Below are 15,838 nucleotides of genomic sequence, written 5' to 3' on the forward strand. Positions count from 1 at the left end.
CTTAGTTCAAGCCCTCATAAAGTGGAAAAGCGTCCGTCAATTCGCGAACTTCTGCCCGCACTTGGTTCAGCACCGCTTCGTTCTCTGCATTTTCCAGAGCTTTGATGATGAGTTCTGCAACCTTGATACTTTCTGTTACGCCAAATCCTCGAGCTGCAATAGCTGCTGTACCGATACGAATTCCGCTAGTCTTAAATGGTGACAAAGTTTCGTATGGGATGGAGTTTTTATTAAGGGTAATATTGACTTCATCCAAAAGATTTTGAGCGACTTTCCCATTTTCTACAACCTTAGTGACATCCACTAAGAAAAGGTGATTTTCAGTACCATCAGAAATCACACGGAACTTGTCATGCTGACGGAAGACTTGCGCCATAGCTTGGGCATTATCTAAAATTTGTTGAGCATAAACCTTGAAAGCTGGATCAAGCACTTCTTTAAAAGCCACAGCCTTGGCCGCAATGACATGCTCCAACGGTCCGCCCTGAATGCCTGGGAAGATAGCTGAATTGATTTTCTTAGCCAGGTCTTCATCATTTGTCAAAATCAAGCCACCGCGAGGTCCACGCAAGGTCTTGTGGGTCGTTGTCGTTGTGATGTCTGCATAAGGCACAGGACTAGGATGGAGACCTGCAGCAACCAAACCAGCGATGTGAGCCATATCTACCATGAGCTTAGCGCCTACCGCATCAGCGATTTCACGGAATTTTGAGAAGTCAATGATGTGAGAATAGGCTGAAGCTCCCGCCACAATCAGCTTAGGCTGTACTTCCTTGGCCTGCTGGAGAATAGCATCAAAGTCCAGCAATTCAGTTTCTGGGTCAACGCTATAGGATACAAAATTATAAGTTTGTCCAGAGAAGCTGACTGATGCACCGTGAGTCAAGTGGCCACCCGCAGACAAATCCATACCCATAACAGTATCACCTGGCTCAATCAAAGCCATATAAGCTGCACAATTAGCCTGACTACCTGAGTGAGGTTGCACATTGGCAAACTTAGCACCAAAGATTTCCTTGGCACGTTCAATTGCAAGGCTCTCAATCACATCCACTACATCTGTACCACCATAGTAACGGCGACCTGGGTAACCTTCAGCATACTTATTGGTCAAAATAGAACCTTGAGCAGCCATGACAGCTTTAGAAACGACATTTTCTGAAGCAATCAGCTCAATATTATGTTGCTGACGTTCTTCTTCTTTTGCAACTGCTTCCCAAATCTCTGGGTCAAATGCTTTGTAGTCTTCTTGGTCAAAAATCATAAGGTGTCTCCCTTCTTTTGCGAAAATAGGACCCAAGGTCCTAAAAGTTAAAATTTTATACCATTTACTTGGGCGAGGATATCCTCGCGAGTAATCGCTCCCTGGCGTAAAATATGAGCCTTTTCTCCAGATAAGTCCAGGATGGTTGAATCCTGACCTGTCAAAGCAGCATCATCTTCTACTCCCGAGACTTGCTCTTGAAAATCCATCACAATCTGCTGAAAAGAAGTTCCACTAACTTTTCCAGAAAGATTGGCGGATGGACCAATCAAGGGACCGTACTTGCGAATCAAGTCCAGTGTAACCGGATGTTTAGGAATCCGAAAGCCAACAGTATCCATACCTGAGTTTATCCAAGTCGGCACTTGGTCATTGGCTTGGAGAATAATTGTCAATGGCCCAGGCAGAAAGGCTTGGTAGAGTTGATCTAGATAAGTGGGCTGATTCTTAGAAAAGGCATAAATCTCTTCTAAGCTAGCCACATTAAGATTAAGAGCCTTGTCGCGAGGTCTTCGCTTTAACTCATAGACTCGCTCAACCGCCTCTTCATTCAATGCCTGTGCAAAGAGGCCATAAACAGTTTCTGTTGGCAGGACAACTGCTCCGCCTGCTGCCAGAGTCTTTTCTATTTTATCCATTGTCCATCGCCACCATTCTATCTTTGCCAAATTGATCTTTCAGAACTCGGATTCGTTTTTGTGGGAAGAATTGTTTCAATAAATCCACGACACCGTCTCCTTGCTTGTAGCCAATCTCCAGATAGATTTTTCCTTTTTCTGTCAGATAGTCTCCTGCCTGCTCGGCTATTTTCCGGTAGACCTCATAGCCATCTTCCTCCGCAAAGAGAGCCATGTGAGGCTCTGAGGTCAAAACATTAAGTCCGACTTCATCCTTATCTTCTTCTGAAATATAAGGCGGATTGGAGGCGATAATGTCAAATTTTCCTTGTATTGCATCCAAGCAATCAGATTGGACAAGAGTGAGGTTGAGTCCGCAAAACTGAGCATTTTCTGCTGCCAAGGAAAGAGCATCTTTTGACAGATCAGAAGCAGTAATCTTCCAGTCTGGACGGCTGTTTGCTAGTGCAAGAGCAATGGCTCCGCTACCTGTTCCAATATCCAAGACAGATAGAGGTGTTTCGGGATTTTCTGACAAAATCAGCTCCACCAGCTCCTCCGTCTCAGGCCTTGGAATCAACACCCGCTCATCAACTTTGAGATTCAGACTGTGAAAGTCACTGCTGCCAATAATATATTGGGCAGGTTTGTGAGCAAGTAGCTGCTCTTGAATTGCTTTTAGCTGCTCACGATCTTCTTGACTGACTTCTGCCCGAAGTTTGAGAACAAAGTCAGTAAAGGAAAGCTGATTGAGAGCCCGATAAACGAAAGACAGGCTTTCTGCTTCTTCTCCCGCTGCTACCAGCTCCTGCTCTAGCTCAGCCAAATATTGAGCCAATGTCATTACTTATTCAACTCTTCTAGTTTTTGCGTTTGGTCATAGAGAACCAAAGCATCAACGACTTCATCCAGTTTACCAGCTAAAATCGTGTCCAGTTTTTGCAAGGTCAGTCCGATACGGTGGTCTGTTACTCGGTTTTGCGGGAAATTATAGGTGCGAATCCGCTCTGAGCGATCACCGGTACCAATTGTAGACTTGCGTTCTGCATCCTGCTCATCTTGAGCAATTTGAGCAAAGTGGTCTGCCACACGAGCTCGGATGATTTTCATCGCCTTATCTCTGTTCTTCTGCTGGGTCCGCTCTTCCTGCATTTCAACTTTGATGTTGGTCGGCAGGTGGACAATACGAACCGCAGTCGCAACCTTATTGACATTCTGTCCACCAGCACCTGAGGCATGGTAGATGTCAACGCGCAGATCTTTAGGATCAATGTCGTATTCTACTTCTTCAATTTCTGGCATAACCAAGACAGTTGCCGTAGAAGTATGAACGCGACCTTGGCTTTCGGTCACTGGAACCCGCTGTACTCGATGAGCTCCCGATTCATATTTAAGCTTTGAGTAGACCGACTGACCTGAGACCATAGCGACTACTTCCTTGATTCCACCTACACCATTATAAGAGGCCTCCATGACTTCGAAGCGCCAGCCTTGGCTTTCAGCGTATTTTTGATACATCTGCAAGAGGTCGCCAGCAAATAACTGCGCTTCGTCTCCTCCCGCTGCACCACGAATTTCAAGGATAATGTTTTTATCATCATTTGGATCTTTGGGTAAAAGAAGAATTTTTAGTTTTTCTTCGTATTCTTCTTTTTCACCCTTGGCATCTTTTAGTTCTTGCTTGGCCATTTCCTCCAAGTCCGCATCACCACCAGATTCTTTGATCATTTCTTCAGCGTCGACGATGTTTTGAAGGACTTGCTTGTATTCGCGGTAAGCTGTCACCGTGTCACGAGTGGAAGCTTCTTCTTTTGAAAGCTCCATAAAACGCTTGGTATCAGAAACCACATCTGGGTCACTCAATAACTCTCCTAACTCTTCGTAGCGATCTTCAACCGCCTGTAACTGTTCATAGATATTCATAGATTTTTTATCATCTCCTTTATTTCAATCATTCAATTATTAATGTCTGGCTTAAAATAATGCTTGCGACAGACTGGGATATAAGTTTCATTACCACCAATTTGAATCTGTTCCCCGTCATATACTGGTTTTCCATGATCTGTTCGCAAAACCATAGTTGCTTTTCGTGAACAGTATTGGCAGATAGTCTTGATTTCCTCTATTTTATCAGCCAAGAGCAAGAGGTGCTTGGAACCTTCAAAAAGTTCATTGCGAAAATCATTTTTTAGGCCAAAGGCCATAACAGGAACATCTAGCTCATCCACCACTCTAGCCAAATCATAGACATGATGGCGTTTCAAGAATTGAGCCTCATCGATTAAAATACAGTAAGGTTTTTCTGGTAAATTTTTGATATAGCCCAAAATATCTGTATCATCTTCAATTGCCATTGCCTGGCGTTTCATACCAATTCGGCTTGATACATACCCAACACCGTCTCGAGTGTCAACCGCGCTGGTCATAATCACAACACCCTTGCCCTGTTCCTCGTAGTTATGAGCAACTTTTAAGATCTCAATAGTCTTTCCTGAGTTCATTGTGCCGTATTTATAATATAATTGAGCCATAATCTCTAACTTTTTCTTCTTCCATTCTATAAGTTAATCCATTTAATTGTACCATAATTGGACAAGCATTAAAACCTAAATTGTGATAAAATAATGTTAAGAAAATAAAGGAGGCAATCTAATGCCATTTGTTAGAATTGATTTATTTGAAGGTCGTACTCTGGAGCAGAAAAAAGCTCTTGCCAAGGAAGTAACTGAAGCCGTTGTCAGAAATACTGGCGCTCCTCAATCTGCAGTCCATGTCATCATTAACGATATGCCTGAAGGAACCTACTTCCCACAAGGGGAAATGCGTACAAAATAATCTATAACCGCTAGCCAAGCGGTTTTTTTATTTGAAAAAGGCCATAAATGTACTGACTCCAAAAGTTAGACAGTAGAAATCTAATTTTTGGAGTGCAGTTCAAAAACAGCCTTTTATTTATTTTTTCGATTTAAAACAGCATTTAAAATAATTGCTATCAGACTGGCCATGACAATGCCATTTGAAAAGAACATCTGTAAACTAGAAGGCAGACTGTTAAAAAGGCTACTTCCGTTTAAACCAACCCCAGCCGAAATAGAAACTGCTGCGATTAAGAAATTGTGTTCGTTGTGTTCGAAATCAACACGAGCCAAGATTTGCATCCCTTGAATTGAAACAAAGCCAAACATGACTAGCATCGCCCCACCCAAAACAGGATTAGGAATAATTTGAGCTAAAGCACCAAATTTTGGTACAAGTCCCAAGAGAACTAGGAACCCTGCTGCATAGTAGATTGGCAGACGAGTCTTAATTCCAGACAACTTAACCAAACCAACATTTTGAGAAAAACCTGTATAAGGGAAGGTATTGAAGATACCTCCAAGCAAGACTGCCAAACCCTCAGCCCTGTAACCATTACGTAGACGTTTGCTATCAATCGGATCTTTGGTAAGATCAGACAAGGCCAAATAGACTCCTGTTGACTCTACCATAGAAACTGTAGCAATAATACACATCATGGCAATCGAAGAAAATTCAAACTTGGGAGCACCAAAGTAGAAAGGTGTAGGAATATGAACAATTGGAGCCTGAGAAACAGGAGTAAGATCTACTAGCCCCATACAACCTGCAATAAAAGTCCCAATAACCAGACCAATCAAAATTGAAATAGATTTGACAAAGCCTTTAGTAAAGATATTAATCAGTAAAATGATCAGGACAGTAACAGCTGCTAAGATTAAACTTTGAGCAGTTGGTTTCTCAACATTATTTCCCATATTACCAATCGCAACTGGAATGAGAGTCAATCCGATAGTTGTAATGACAGACCCTGTCACAACTGACGGGAAAAGATCAGCAACCTTAGAGAAAACACCTGAAATCAAAACGACATAGATACCTGACACAATGAGGGCACCAAACATGGCACCACTTCCGTGACTTTGTCCAATCATAATTAAAGGCGCAACAGACTGGAAGGCTACTCCCAAAACGACAGGTAAACCAATACCAAAGTATTTATTTAACTGCAACTGGAGAAAGGTTGCCACCCCACACATAAAGATATCTGTCGAAATTAAATAAGTCAGTTGTTCAGCAGAATATCCTAAAGCTCCAGCAATCATGATTGGAACCAAAATCGATCCCGAATACATAGCCAATAAGTGCTGCAAGCCAAGAACGGCTGCTTGCGAATGTTTTTCTTCTTTGTACTCCATCTTATGCATCTGCCTTTCCAAATACAACTTTTCCATTTTCAAACTTTTCAATCCGAGCTAGAGAAACTACTCTTTGTCCATCATCTTCCAATAATTTTCTTCCAGATTGAAAAGACTTTTCGATGACAATTCCAATAGCTTCAACACTCGCTCCTGCTTGGCGAATGATTTCAACCAAACCTTTAGCCGCCTGTCCATTGGCTAAAAAATCATCAATCACTAATACCTTATCCGAAGGACTCAAGAATTTTCCGGCAATCGAAACCGTCGAAGTCACTTGCTTTGTGAATGAGTATACTTCAGCTGTTAAAATCCCCTCAGTCATAGTAATATTTTTAGCCTTTTTAGCAAAAATCATTGGAACTCCTAACGCCTCAGCAGTATAGACAGCTGGGGCGATTCCAGATGCTTCAATCGTCACGACCTTTGTAATTCCTGACTCACGGAACCTATCAGCAAATACCCGGCCTATTTCTTTCATTAAAGAAAAATCAACCTGGTGAGTCAAGAAAGAATCTACTTTGAGAATATTTTCCCCTAAAACATTTCCGTCATGGAGGATTCGTTCTTCTAATTTTTTCATTATATCTCCTTTAAAAAACTAAATAAGGACCTGCTTAAAGCAAGTCCTCATACAACGACAGTAACCTGTTACAAAAGTAACAGGAAACTTGTAAGACTCACTTATTGTTAGATGTTTGGCATCTTGTAGAGACCTTGCCCCAATCATTAGCAAGATAAATAAGCTTTTCTTTATTATACCTTAATGTGCATCGCCATTCCAAATAGAATTTTTAACGATAACATAATCCACTCTAGTCAAACTGTGCAAATCTCGACCGCCTGCATAAGAAATCGAACTTTGCAAATCCTGCTCCATCTCAGTCAAAGTATCCTGTAAATGACCTTTAGCTGGTAGCAGAATTTTTTTGCCTTCAACATTTTTGTAGGCACCCTTTTGGTACTCAGACGCAGAACCATAATACTCTTTGAATTTATCACCATCGATTTCAATAGTCTCACCTGGGCTTTCAATATGACCGGCAAAGAGCGATCCAATCATAACCATACTAGCCCCAAAGCGAATAGACTTGGCAATATCTCCATGTGTCCGAATCCCACCATCAGCAATAATCGGCTTGCGGGCAACCTTAGAACACCATCTCAAAGCTGATAATTGCCAACCGCCTGTGCCAAAACCAGTCTTCACTTTGGTAATACAAACCTTACCTGGTCCAATCCCTACTTTTGTCGCGTCCGCACCAGCATTTTCCAATTCACGAACCGCTTCGGGTGTACCAACATTACCAGCAATGACAAAAGTCTCAGGCAGTTCTTTTTTGATATGTTGGATCATTTTAATTACACTGTCAGAGTGCCCATGAGCGATATCAATGGTGATATATTCAGGTGCATCTCCTTTCAGGCTACTGACAAAATCATATTCATAATCTTTAACACCAACCGAAATAGAGGCAATCAAGCCTTTTTCATGCATTCGTTTAACAAATGGCTTGCGCCCTTCTTCATCAAAACGATGCATAATATAAAAATACCCACCTCGAGCAAGCTCTTCCGCAACCGACTCATCAATAATCGTTTGCATATTAGACGGTACAACTGGCAAGCGGAAGGTGTGATTACCAAACTTCACTCGTGTATCTGCCTCAGATCGACTTTTAACCACACATTTTGCTGGGATGAGTTGGATATCTTCATAATCAAAAACTTGAAAATCATTTAGCATAGAGCTTTCCTCGCAATAATCTTTATTTAGACCTACCTATGCACTTTCGCATCGCTACGTCTTTCTTGACGTTTCCTAATGAAGTTTACCACAAAAATAAGATTTAGCAAAATTCTAAAGCTATTTAATGAGTAATTGTTCGGATATCACGAACTTATATCAAACAAGAAAACTATTACATTTTATTAGGATTTCTTTTCGACTTGCTTCAAACGAATTTGATAAAGAATACCAGTGACAACCAAGCTGGCGATTAAACCAATCCAGTAGCCATAAGGACCAAATTTACAAATATTATCTAAAAATAATCCAAGCGGAAGGGCTACTCCCCAATAGCCACTTAGTCCAAGGTAAAATGGTACTGTCGTATCCTTGTAGCCACGAAGAATACCCTGTAAAGGAGCCGCAAACGTATCTGCTAGTTGAAAGAATAGGCTATAAGTTAAGAAGATGGAAGTTAGAGCGATAAACTCTGAGTTTGTACCATAAAGAGAGGCAACCTGATTTCGAAGTAAAAAGAGAAATACAAGCGTAAATCCTGAAATAAGCAAAGCCGTAACCCTTCCTAAGCGACAGTATTTTTTTACATCATCATAGCGTTTTGCACCAATTTCATAAGAAACCACAATTGCCATTGCCGAAGAAATCCCAGCAGGAAAGGCGTACATAAGATTTGAAAAGTTCATTGCCGATTGATGGCTAGCTATCACTATTGATGGAAACTTGGCCATGATAAGTCCTACAACAGAAAAGATAACGACTTCAGCAAAAACAATTCCACCAATTGGTAAACCAAGCCGTAATCCCTCCTTAATTCCCTCGGCTACCACTTTTTGTCTTTTCCAAAGCTTATAGGATTTAACCTTTGGATGTTTGAATAAAATCAAGACAGAGATGAATAAGAGAACCCAGTAAGCTACAGAAGTTCCAAGACCAGCTCCCGCACCTCCCATTTCTGGAAAACCAAATGCGCCATATATCAAGGCGTAATTAAAACTGGCATTTAAGGGCAAAAGTAAAAGCATCAAGTACATGGAGAGGCGAGTTAAACCAAGTGCATCTAACAGTGAACGTACGACACTAAAAAGTAAAAGCGGTATGATGCCTAGAGATAAATACATAAGATAATGCTTAGCTACTACTGCTACTAGGTTTTCCAAAGACAAACTGTCTAAAATTAGAGGAGCTCCAAAAAGAACTAACAAAAAAAGAACAATGGATAAACCAAGCGACAGATAGATAAACTGATAAAAATCTGAGGTAATCTTTTTCTCATCGCCTTTTCCCAAATGATGCCCAACAATCGGCACTAAAGCAGATACAATCCCTGTTAAAAAGGAGAAAAAAGGACTCCATAGACTTGTAGCCATAGACACACCAGCAAGATGGAGAGTATCATACTGTCCAGTCATGGTTGTATCTACGAATGACGCAGAATAATTTGCCAGCTGATAAATCAAGACGGGAATAAAAATCGAAAGAAATAACTTCAAGCGCTGGCTAAAATGATAGGTTTGATACATAATAATCTCCTCTAACCTTCCTTCTTTTCTCTAACTATACTATAAGCGAAGATGATAGTCAAAAAGAAAAAGGGTTAATCCCCTTTTTCCTTCTTGTCTTGCGAATCTGCATCTTTCTCATTATTATTCATAGCATTTTTAAACTCTGAAAACATTTTTCCGATTGACTGTCCAAGCTCTGGTAAACGCTTGGGACCAAAAATTAGCAAGGCTCCTAATACAATAATAATAAGACCTGGCGCTCCAATATCTCTTAAAATACCCATTATTCACTCCTCTTTTCTTTCTTTTTGTATATATAATAGCTAAACAGCAGACTGACTTCATAAAGTAAAATCAAGGGAACTGTCATGGCCAAATCACTGATAAAGTCAGCAGGCGTTAAAACAACTGCTAAGACTAATAAAATAAAGTAAGCATACCTTCTATATTGTACCAAAAATTGTGGCTTGAGCAAACCAAGCGATGTAAAAAATGATACTAGAACTGGAAGTTCAAACAAGATACCAAGCGGAATTGTTGTATGAAAGAGAAATGCCAGATAATTTTGGGCGGTAAGCTGTGTCTCAAATAAGCCTTCTCCCAACGAAAGTAGGACTTGTAAAATAGCCGGACTAACCAGATAAAAACCAAAAGCCAATCCCAAAACAAAACAGATAAAGGTCGCTGGTATATAAGCAAAAATTGCTTTTGATTCCCTTGAAGTCAGAGCCGGCCTCACGAACTGCCAAATTTGATAAACCATAAAAGGCAAGGTCACACTAAAAGCTAGCAGGCTAGACAAGCTGACATAAATCCAAAGTATATCATTCGGTCCTAAGACAAGCAACTTCTTTTCAAATCCAGTAGTCAACCAGCTATAAATATCACCTGCGTAAAGAAAACCAAGTAAGAATACCAAAAGAAAGCAAGCTAAAGTCCAAATAAAGCGTCTACGAAACTCTGTCAAATGTTCTACGATAGTTTGTTTTTTATGATCCATGGCTATTCTCACGATTCTTCCATGTAATGATAAGTACAATAACTACAAATATCAACTGACAAGTTACAACTTCCAGACTTGGATAAATTCCAGCCCAATCAATCGACGGGAAACCATTCATCAGATGACTTGGTAAAATATTAGTTAGCTGGAGAGCATGGATACTAACCCCCAGCATTTTAAAGGCCAGAGCATAAATGAGCCAAGTCAAAATCAAAAAGATTCGATGAGGTTTGAAATAGGTAGAAGCCTTATTCATAATCAAAGCAAGAACAAACAAAACAAGAAACGCCAGTCCTATTCCTAGGAAAAAACTTGCCTTATCAATTCTAGGATAGATTCCCGCATAGAATAGAATCGTCTCTGCTCCTTCTCGAAACACAGCGAGAAAGCTCAGTGCAAACATAGAAATGAAACTGCCGGTTGCTGTGACAGCCTTCATCTGGCTTTCCATAAAGTCATTCCACTTTTTAATTGAAGACTTGCTATGTAGCCAAATCCCGACCATAATCATCATCAAAACAGCAAAAATCCCGACTGCACCTTCGATAATCTCACGGTTAGAACCTGAGGATACTGCTGGGAAAAGGAATTGAAGCAAAACAGCAATCGCTAAGCTTGCCAAAATCCCCATAACTGCTCCTGTATAAACCCACTTTAGTCCTTTTTTCATCTTGGCTGCTTTTAGTGTTGTAACAAGAGCCATAACGATCAAGAGAGCCTCTACTCCTTCTCTCAAAAGAATGAGCATAGCATCAAAAAAGTTATAGGATGCACTCGTGTCAATCTGCGACAAATCATTAATTAAGGCCTGTAGCTGATCTTGATATTTTTTTTCATTTCCCTTAACCATGATGACTGGAGTTTCACTCTCGACTCGAGTATAGAGAGTGGCGTTGCGCGTGCTGACATCTCCTTCAATACTTGGCCAGATAGTGATGAATTTTTTCATATTTGAGCTAGCTTCTTGAGTTTTTCCAGCTTTAAATTCATCCAAGGCTTTTTCAAGTAACTGGATGCCATCTTTTAAAGTGAGATTTCCTTCAGTAGTAGCCACCTCTTCGCCTTTTACAAAACTATCGATAGCAGTCTTTAAATCATCAAAAGAAGATTGAACACTTGAAAAATCAACTGGCTCAGTCTCGATTGCACTACGTAAAAAAGAGATCGCAGTTTCAATATTACCATAGTGAGCTGTACTATTATCACGAACAACACCTTCGTTCACCGTCCAGGTCGAGTTCATTTTTTTATAAGCTGAACGAGTTTGTTCAAGATTCTTTGCTGAAATAGCTGCCTGTAAATCTGCAAATCTTGACTCTAACCGACTTACCAACTTTTCTTTTTCAGCCTTAAGGTCAACTGGGTGTTGCTCCTTATCAAACTTTAAGAGCTCAGACGAAATCGTGGTTAAGTTCTCCTTAGTCACCTCATTTATTGTCAATGCTTTGCTGACTTCTTTACCAGCTGGTGAATCATGATTCTCTAATTGTTCAAATTCTTCCTTTATCTCAGCAACCAATTGCTTCGCCTTAGCCTGATTGCCTTGCTCTACAGCTCTTGTAGCATCTGTTACCTTTACAAAAAGCTGACTAAATGCTTCCTCTGCAAAAACAGGTTTAGCGAAAAAAAGGAAGGCTATTGCCAAGATAATTAGGAGTTTATTCAAATAATTTTTGACCAAGGTACTCTCCTTTTTTCACACCAGCAAAGCAAGCAAAGAGGCCGCTACCAATATGTGTTACATATTCATTCATCTTGTCCTGAGCTCCAAGATTAGTCTGAACTTTTACAAAACTATCCGGATTCTTTTGGAAGGCAAGAAAAAGAAGACCTGTATCAAACTGACCAGTTTTCTCGACGATGCCATCGGAATATGAATAAGATCGACGATAGATTGGTTTGTTTACTTCTTTAGCTAAGCGAACGTGAGAATCGACCGGCAAGAGAGCTAAATCAACCTCATCGAATTCATCTTTCTTACCAAAGGGGGCACCACTTTCCTTATAACGACCAAATGTGTTTTCCTGCTCCTGTAGGTTTGTCCGATCCCAAGTTTCAAGAAACATTTGAATACGACGAACAGCCATATAAGTGCCACCTTTCATCCAGTCGTCACTATCAGTCCAAATTACTTGATCAAAGTCCTTTTCTTTGGTCACGTTGGCAGTTCCATCCTTGAATCCAAAAAGATTTCTAGGAGTTGACATACGGTCTCCAATCGCTGCAAAACCTGATTGACTCCATTTCATGGTAACAGTATTTCTGGCCTTACGAACTAGATTTCTGACTGCATGAAAAGCTACTTGTTCATCATCAGCGCAAGCTTGGATTACAATATCACCACCCGTGTACTTTTCTTGCAATTGCTCTTTTGGAAATGGAGGTAAGTCACGAAATTCTTTAGGACGCTTCTTTTCCAAGCCCATTTTTTTCAAAAAATCAGCTGACACACCAAAAGTAAGAGTCAAACGATAGGGATTTAGACCCACTGTTTCACCAGTGTCGCTAGGTGGCAAAAGGGCATTAGAACCATCTTTTTTGACCAATTCTCCATCCACCAACTTGCTGCTATAATCAGTCCAGTCCTTAAACATTTGAATAACTTCTTCTTTGTCGGTACTATGCAAATCAAGCACTACAAAATAGATATTTTTTTGCATTGGAGTCGTAATTCCTGCTTGATGCTCACCGTAAAAGCTGATTTCTTCGCCACCATCGGAAATTTTCTTTTCTTCTTGTGCTTTATTAGCGAAAAAAGCAGAGGCACCAGAAACACCCAGTGCTAGACCAGCGCCTCCAATCCCTGCTTTTTTAAGAAATTCACGACGGTCCATCTTTTTTTCAAACCATTTTTCGTCGTTTGTCATATCATTACTTCCCGTTTAAAATGACTCCCATTTGGGATAAAGGTTCACCAAGTTTTGTAACACCTTCTGCTAATTCTTTAGTATCCTCTTTAGTTAAGTCTGTATATAGCTTATAGTGCTGACTATCTGTCATATGTTTATCCAAGAGGCTATTAACATTTTTAAATTCTTTTTCTAAAGAAGCTACAAGCTTTTCGTCTTTATTCTTGATAAGTGGTTTAAACAATTGGAAAATTTTCTCAGCACCCTCAATATTTGCACGGAAATCGTACAAATCTGTATGAGAGTAGATTTCCTCTTCACCAGTAATCTTGCTTGTTGCAACTTCATTTAATAAGTCAACAGCACCAGTCAGCATCATATCAGGAGTAACCTCTACTGTTGCAACTTTCGCCTTCAATTCTTTAATGTCATTAACCAATTGATTAGCATAAGTTTCTGTTCCAGAAGTGGTATTTTGTTCCCACAAGATTTTTTCAATACGGTGGAAGCCTGACCATCCTTCTTCAGTCTTGTTCTCATCCATATAATCTGCTAAACGAAAATCAATTTTTACATCAGACTCACCAAAACTTTCAGCAATCGGTTCTGATCGCTCATAGCTCATTCGAATAAGTGGATAGATTTTCTTTGCTTCGTCAAGCTTTCCTTCCTTAAGAAGAGAGGCGAATTTTTCAGTATCAGTCAGCAACTGATCAATTTGCCCTTCCACAAAAGTCTTATATTCCGACGTAGCCTTATCTAAAGCCTTCTTATCATTAGACGATAAGGTCACTTTTGCTTCACTACTACTTGAAGAAGTTTTGCTTGTGTTCGTATTTGCAGAACAAGCTGTCATGAGAACAGCTGCTGAAAATAGGACAAGTCCCATTTTTTTCATGGTCTATCTCCTTTAAATTCTAAATAATGTTCAAGAAATTATATCAAAAATTTTCTCATTTTTCAATAAATTGTCAGATAATTTAATCCAAATAAAAATCCCTTGTCAATTTCAAAAAACAAGGGAAGTAAATCTTATAGTAATAAGTCTTTTATTTTTCCAATTTCATGTTGTTTAACTACCAAATAAATCGTATCCCCTAAGTAGAGTTTAGTACTTCCGTTAACAGTATTCTTCTTACCTTTATGAATATTCATAACAATCAGAATGTCTGGCGGAAGATTTAAATCCCTCACCTGCCTATTCGAAATTTTTTCGGAAACAGGGATTTCTATTAAAGTTGTCTCTCCATCATCTCCTATATTATCTGGGAGCATTCTTTCTAACATAGCTTCATAAACTGGTGCTCCGCCTAGCAGATCCATTATGATATAGGCTGTTAAAGTCACGATTGCTAAAGGCATTAGGTTTCTGATATCGCCAACCATCTCAGTTACCAAGATCATAGCTGTCAGGGGAGCTTTTGATATCGCACCAAAATAACCACTCATGCCTAAAATGATAAAAATTGGAAATTGATTCCAACTAACAAGGCCAAACTGCACACAGATATTTCCAACAATCGCTCCTAATAGAGATCCCAGTGCTAAAATCGGAAGAAAAATACCACCTGGCAAACCACTTCCATAAGAAATCATACTCCAAATAAATCGAATAAGAAAGAAAGCAATAAGGCTTGTAAGTAAATAATTTTCTGAATGCAAGGAGAGAATCAATTGATTCCCTCCTCCTAAAATTTGAGGCAGAAAATAACCAAGAGGTATAATCAAGACAAATGCCACTGCCGGGTAGTAGTTCGGTGATAAGTGTAAAATCTTACCGATTTTTTTATATAAGTCTGGCATATACAGGACAACTTTTTCGTAAACATAACCTGAAATTCCTAAGAAAAGGCCCATAAGTAGATAAATCCAGTATTGTTGCAATTGCATTGCTGGGATATTATCAGGCATATCTAAAACAGGTGTAAGTCCAAAAATCACCAAGGAAACAAAATTTGCTACCAGACTAGCTACCAGAGTTGAGATCCAAAAAAGTTTTGAAAAATGGCGATAAACTTCTTCGACCACAAACAATAAACCCGCTATCGGAGCATTGAAGGCAGCAGCCAGACCAGCTGCAGCTCCACTAGCAATCAAAACCCTTTCTTCAACGGGACTAAGCTTAAGCCATTTTGCTAGCCCTTTGCCTCCAACAGCCCCTAGTTGAATACTAGGTCCTTCCCTACCTAACATGAGACCACTTGAAATAGCTAAAAAGCCAGCAAGAAATTTTTTCCATAATACACTCCACCAGTCCAAGGACATGAGCCCCTTCAGCTCAGCCTCTACTTGAGGAATACCCGATCCTTTAATATTCTTTTCAGACTTCATTAGCCAAGCAACCAAAAACATAATAAGTAGGTAAAGGATTAAAATTATTCCTAGGAAAGTAAAATTTTCATGGCTTTTTTCATACAAGGATTGAATCCAATGAAAACTCTTCTCAATCATGAGGCGAAAAAGACCTACAATACCTCCAACAAACAAGCCCACTAAAATCCCACGAAAAACTTGAGAAATAATAGAACTATTTGCCGACTGAAACTCTCTTTCAGGAAGAGATTGAACTACTTTTTCTTCCATATCTTCTCCTACCCTTTTTGAAACTATTGTACCATATTTTAAAATGGACCTAAACT

The 15,838-nt window shown here is 39.8% G+C and carries 16 protein-coding genes and 1 riboswitch; of the genes, 1 reads left to right on the forward strand and 15 read right to left on the reverse strand.

The window, feature by feature from the left end; all coding sequences use genetic code 11:
- Position 1: 1 nt before the first annotated feature.
- The 5 genes from glyA to PCY06_RS05050 are packed head-to-tail and all read right to left on the reverse strand — an operon-like array spanning position 2 to position 4,412.
- Positions 2–1,264: a serine hydroxymethyltransferase gene (gene glyA / locus PCY06_RS05030; RefSeq protein WP_002912430.1), complete on the reverse strand. Its 1,263-nt coding sequence runs from the start codon at positions 1,262–1,264 to the stop codon at positions 2–4.
- A gap of 47 nt (positions 1,265–1,311) precedes the next feature.
- Entirely contained in the window at positions 1,312–1,902 is a 591-nt protein-coding gene (locus PCY06_RS05035) for an L-threonylcarbamoyladenylate synthase (RefSeq protein WP_048775981.1), read from the reverse strand.
- On the reverse strand, positions 1,895–2,725 hold the full coding sequence (prmC, locus tag PCY06_RS05040) for a peptide chain release factor N(5)-glutamine methyltransferase (protein ID WP_048775984.1): 831 nt from the start codon (positions 2,723–2,725) through the stop codon (positions 1,895–1,897). The genes PCY06_RS05035 and prmC overlap by 8 nt, the downstream gene beginning before the upstream one ends.
- The gene (gene prfA / locus PCY06_RS05045) at positions 2,725–3,804 is read right to left on the reverse strand and encodes a peptide chain release factor 1 (RefSeq protein WP_048775986.1); all 1,080 of its coding nucleotides are present in this window, start codon (positions 3,802–3,804) and stop codon (positions 2,725–2,727) included. Before prfA ends, prmC begins: the two co-directional genes overlap by 1 nt.
- A 32-nt stretch (positions 3,805–3,836) precedes the next feature.
- Positions 3,837–4,412 carry a thymidine kinase gene (locus PCY06_RS05050; RefSeq protein ID WP_008808654.1) on the reverse strand — a complete coding sequence of 192 codons (576 nt, stop codon included), beginning with the start codon at positions 4,410–4,412 and terminating at the stop codon, positions 3,837–3,839.
- A gap of 121 nt (positions 4,413–4,533) precedes the next feature.
- On the opposite strand from PCY06_RS05050, the gene PCY06_RS05055 reads away from it, so the two are divergent.
- On the forward strand, positions 4,534–4,716 hold the full coding sequence (locus tag PCY06_RS05055; RefSeq protein ID WP_001117401.1) for a 4-oxalocrotonate tautomerase: 183 nt from the start codon (positions 4,534–4,536) through the stop codon (positions 4,714–4,716).
- A 113-nt stretch (positions 4,717–4,829) separates the two neighbouring features.
- Here the strand turns inward: PCY06_RS05055 and PCY06_RS05060 are convergent, their stop codons facing one another.
- The 10 genes from PCY06_RS05060 to PCY06_RS05105 all read right to left on the reverse strand — a co-directional run bounded on the left by PCY06_RS05060 (position 4,830) and on the right by PCY06_RS05105 (position 15,782).
- A complete protein-coding gene (locus tag PCY06_RS05060) occupies positions 4,830–6,095 on the reverse strand; it encodes a nucleobase:cation symporter-2 family protein (RefSeq protein ID WP_037622361.1) in 1,266 nt (421 codons plus the stop codon).
- Position 6,096: 1 nt separating this feature from the next.
- Positions 6,097–6,678 (reverse strand): xanthine phosphoribosyltransferase, encoded by a 582-nt coding sequence (locus PCY06_RS05065; protein WP_008808652.1) that lies wholly within the window; start codon positions 6,676–6,678, stop codon positions 6,097–6,099.
- Positions 6,679–6,762: 84 nt separating this feature from the next.
- A riboswitch (purine riboswitch) is annotated at positions 6,763–6,860 on the reverse strand.
- Positions 6,859–7,842, reverse strand: a complete 984-nt coding sequence (gene guaC / locus PCY06_RS05070; RefSeq protein ID WP_008808651.1) for a GMP reductase — start codon at positions 7,840–7,842, stop codon at positions 6,859–6,861. Its footprint overlaps the riboswitch before it by 2 nt.
- Before the next feature lie 185 nt (positions 7,843–8,027).
- Positions 8,028–9,365: an MATE family efflux transporter gene (locus PCY06_RS05075; RefSeq protein ID WP_061595753.1), complete on the reverse strand. Its 1,338-nt coding sequence runs from the start codon at positions 9,363–9,365 to the stop codon at positions 8,028–8,030.
- Positions 9,366–9,439: 74 nt separating this feature from the next.
- Positions 9,440–9,631, reverse strand: a complete 192-nt coding sequence (locus PCY06_RS05080) for a twin-arginine translocase TatA/TatE family subunit (RefSeq protein ID WP_046165566.1) — start codon at positions 9,629–9,631, stop codon at positions 9,440–9,442.
- Complete coding sequence (gene tatC, locus PCY06_RS05085; RefSeq protein WP_061595754.1) at positions 9,631–10,347, reverse strand: twin-arginine translocase subunit TatC; 717 nt, start codon at positions 10,345–10,347, stop codon at positions 9,631–9,633. Before tatC ends, PCY06_RS05080 begins: the two co-directional genes overlap by 1 nt.
- Positions 10,337–12,031: an FTR1 family protein gene (locus PCY06_RS05090; protein WP_045635342.1), complete on the reverse strand. Its 1,695-nt coding sequence runs from the start codon at positions 12,029–12,031 to the stop codon at positions 10,337–10,339. Before PCY06_RS05090 ends, tatC begins: the two co-directional genes overlap by 11 nt.
- Positions 12,009–13,217, reverse strand: coding sequence for an iron uptake transporter deferrochelatase/peroxidase subunit (gene efeB / locus PCY06_RS05095; protein ID WP_008808646.1), 1,209 nt, complete (start codon positions 13,215–13,217; stop codon positions 12,009–12,011). Before efeB ends, PCY06_RS05090 begins: the two co-directional genes overlap by 23 nt.
- A 4-nt stretch (positions 13,218–13,221) precedes the next feature.
- The gene (gene efeO / locus PCY06_RS05100; protein ID WP_008808645.1) at positions 13,222–14,097 is read right to left on the reverse strand and encodes an iron uptake system protein EfeO; all 876 of its coding nucleotides are present in this window, start codon (positions 14,095–14,097) and stop codon (positions 13,222–13,224) included.
- 134 nt (positions 14,098–14,231) lie between these two features.
- Positions 14,232–15,782: a ClC family H(+)/Cl(-) exchange transporter gene (locus PCY06_RS05105; RefSeq protein WP_008808644.1), complete on the reverse strand. Its 1,551-nt coding sequence runs from the start codon at positions 15,780–15,782 to the stop codon at positions 14,232–14,234.
- Positions 15,783–15,838: the final 56 nt, after the last annotated feature.

Origin of the sequence: Streptococcus sp. SG1 (assembly GCF_030439935.1) — a bacterium.
Classification (GTDB): domain Bacteria; phylum Bacillota; class Bacilli; order Lactobacillales; family Streptococcaceae; genus Streptococcus; species Streptococcus gordonii.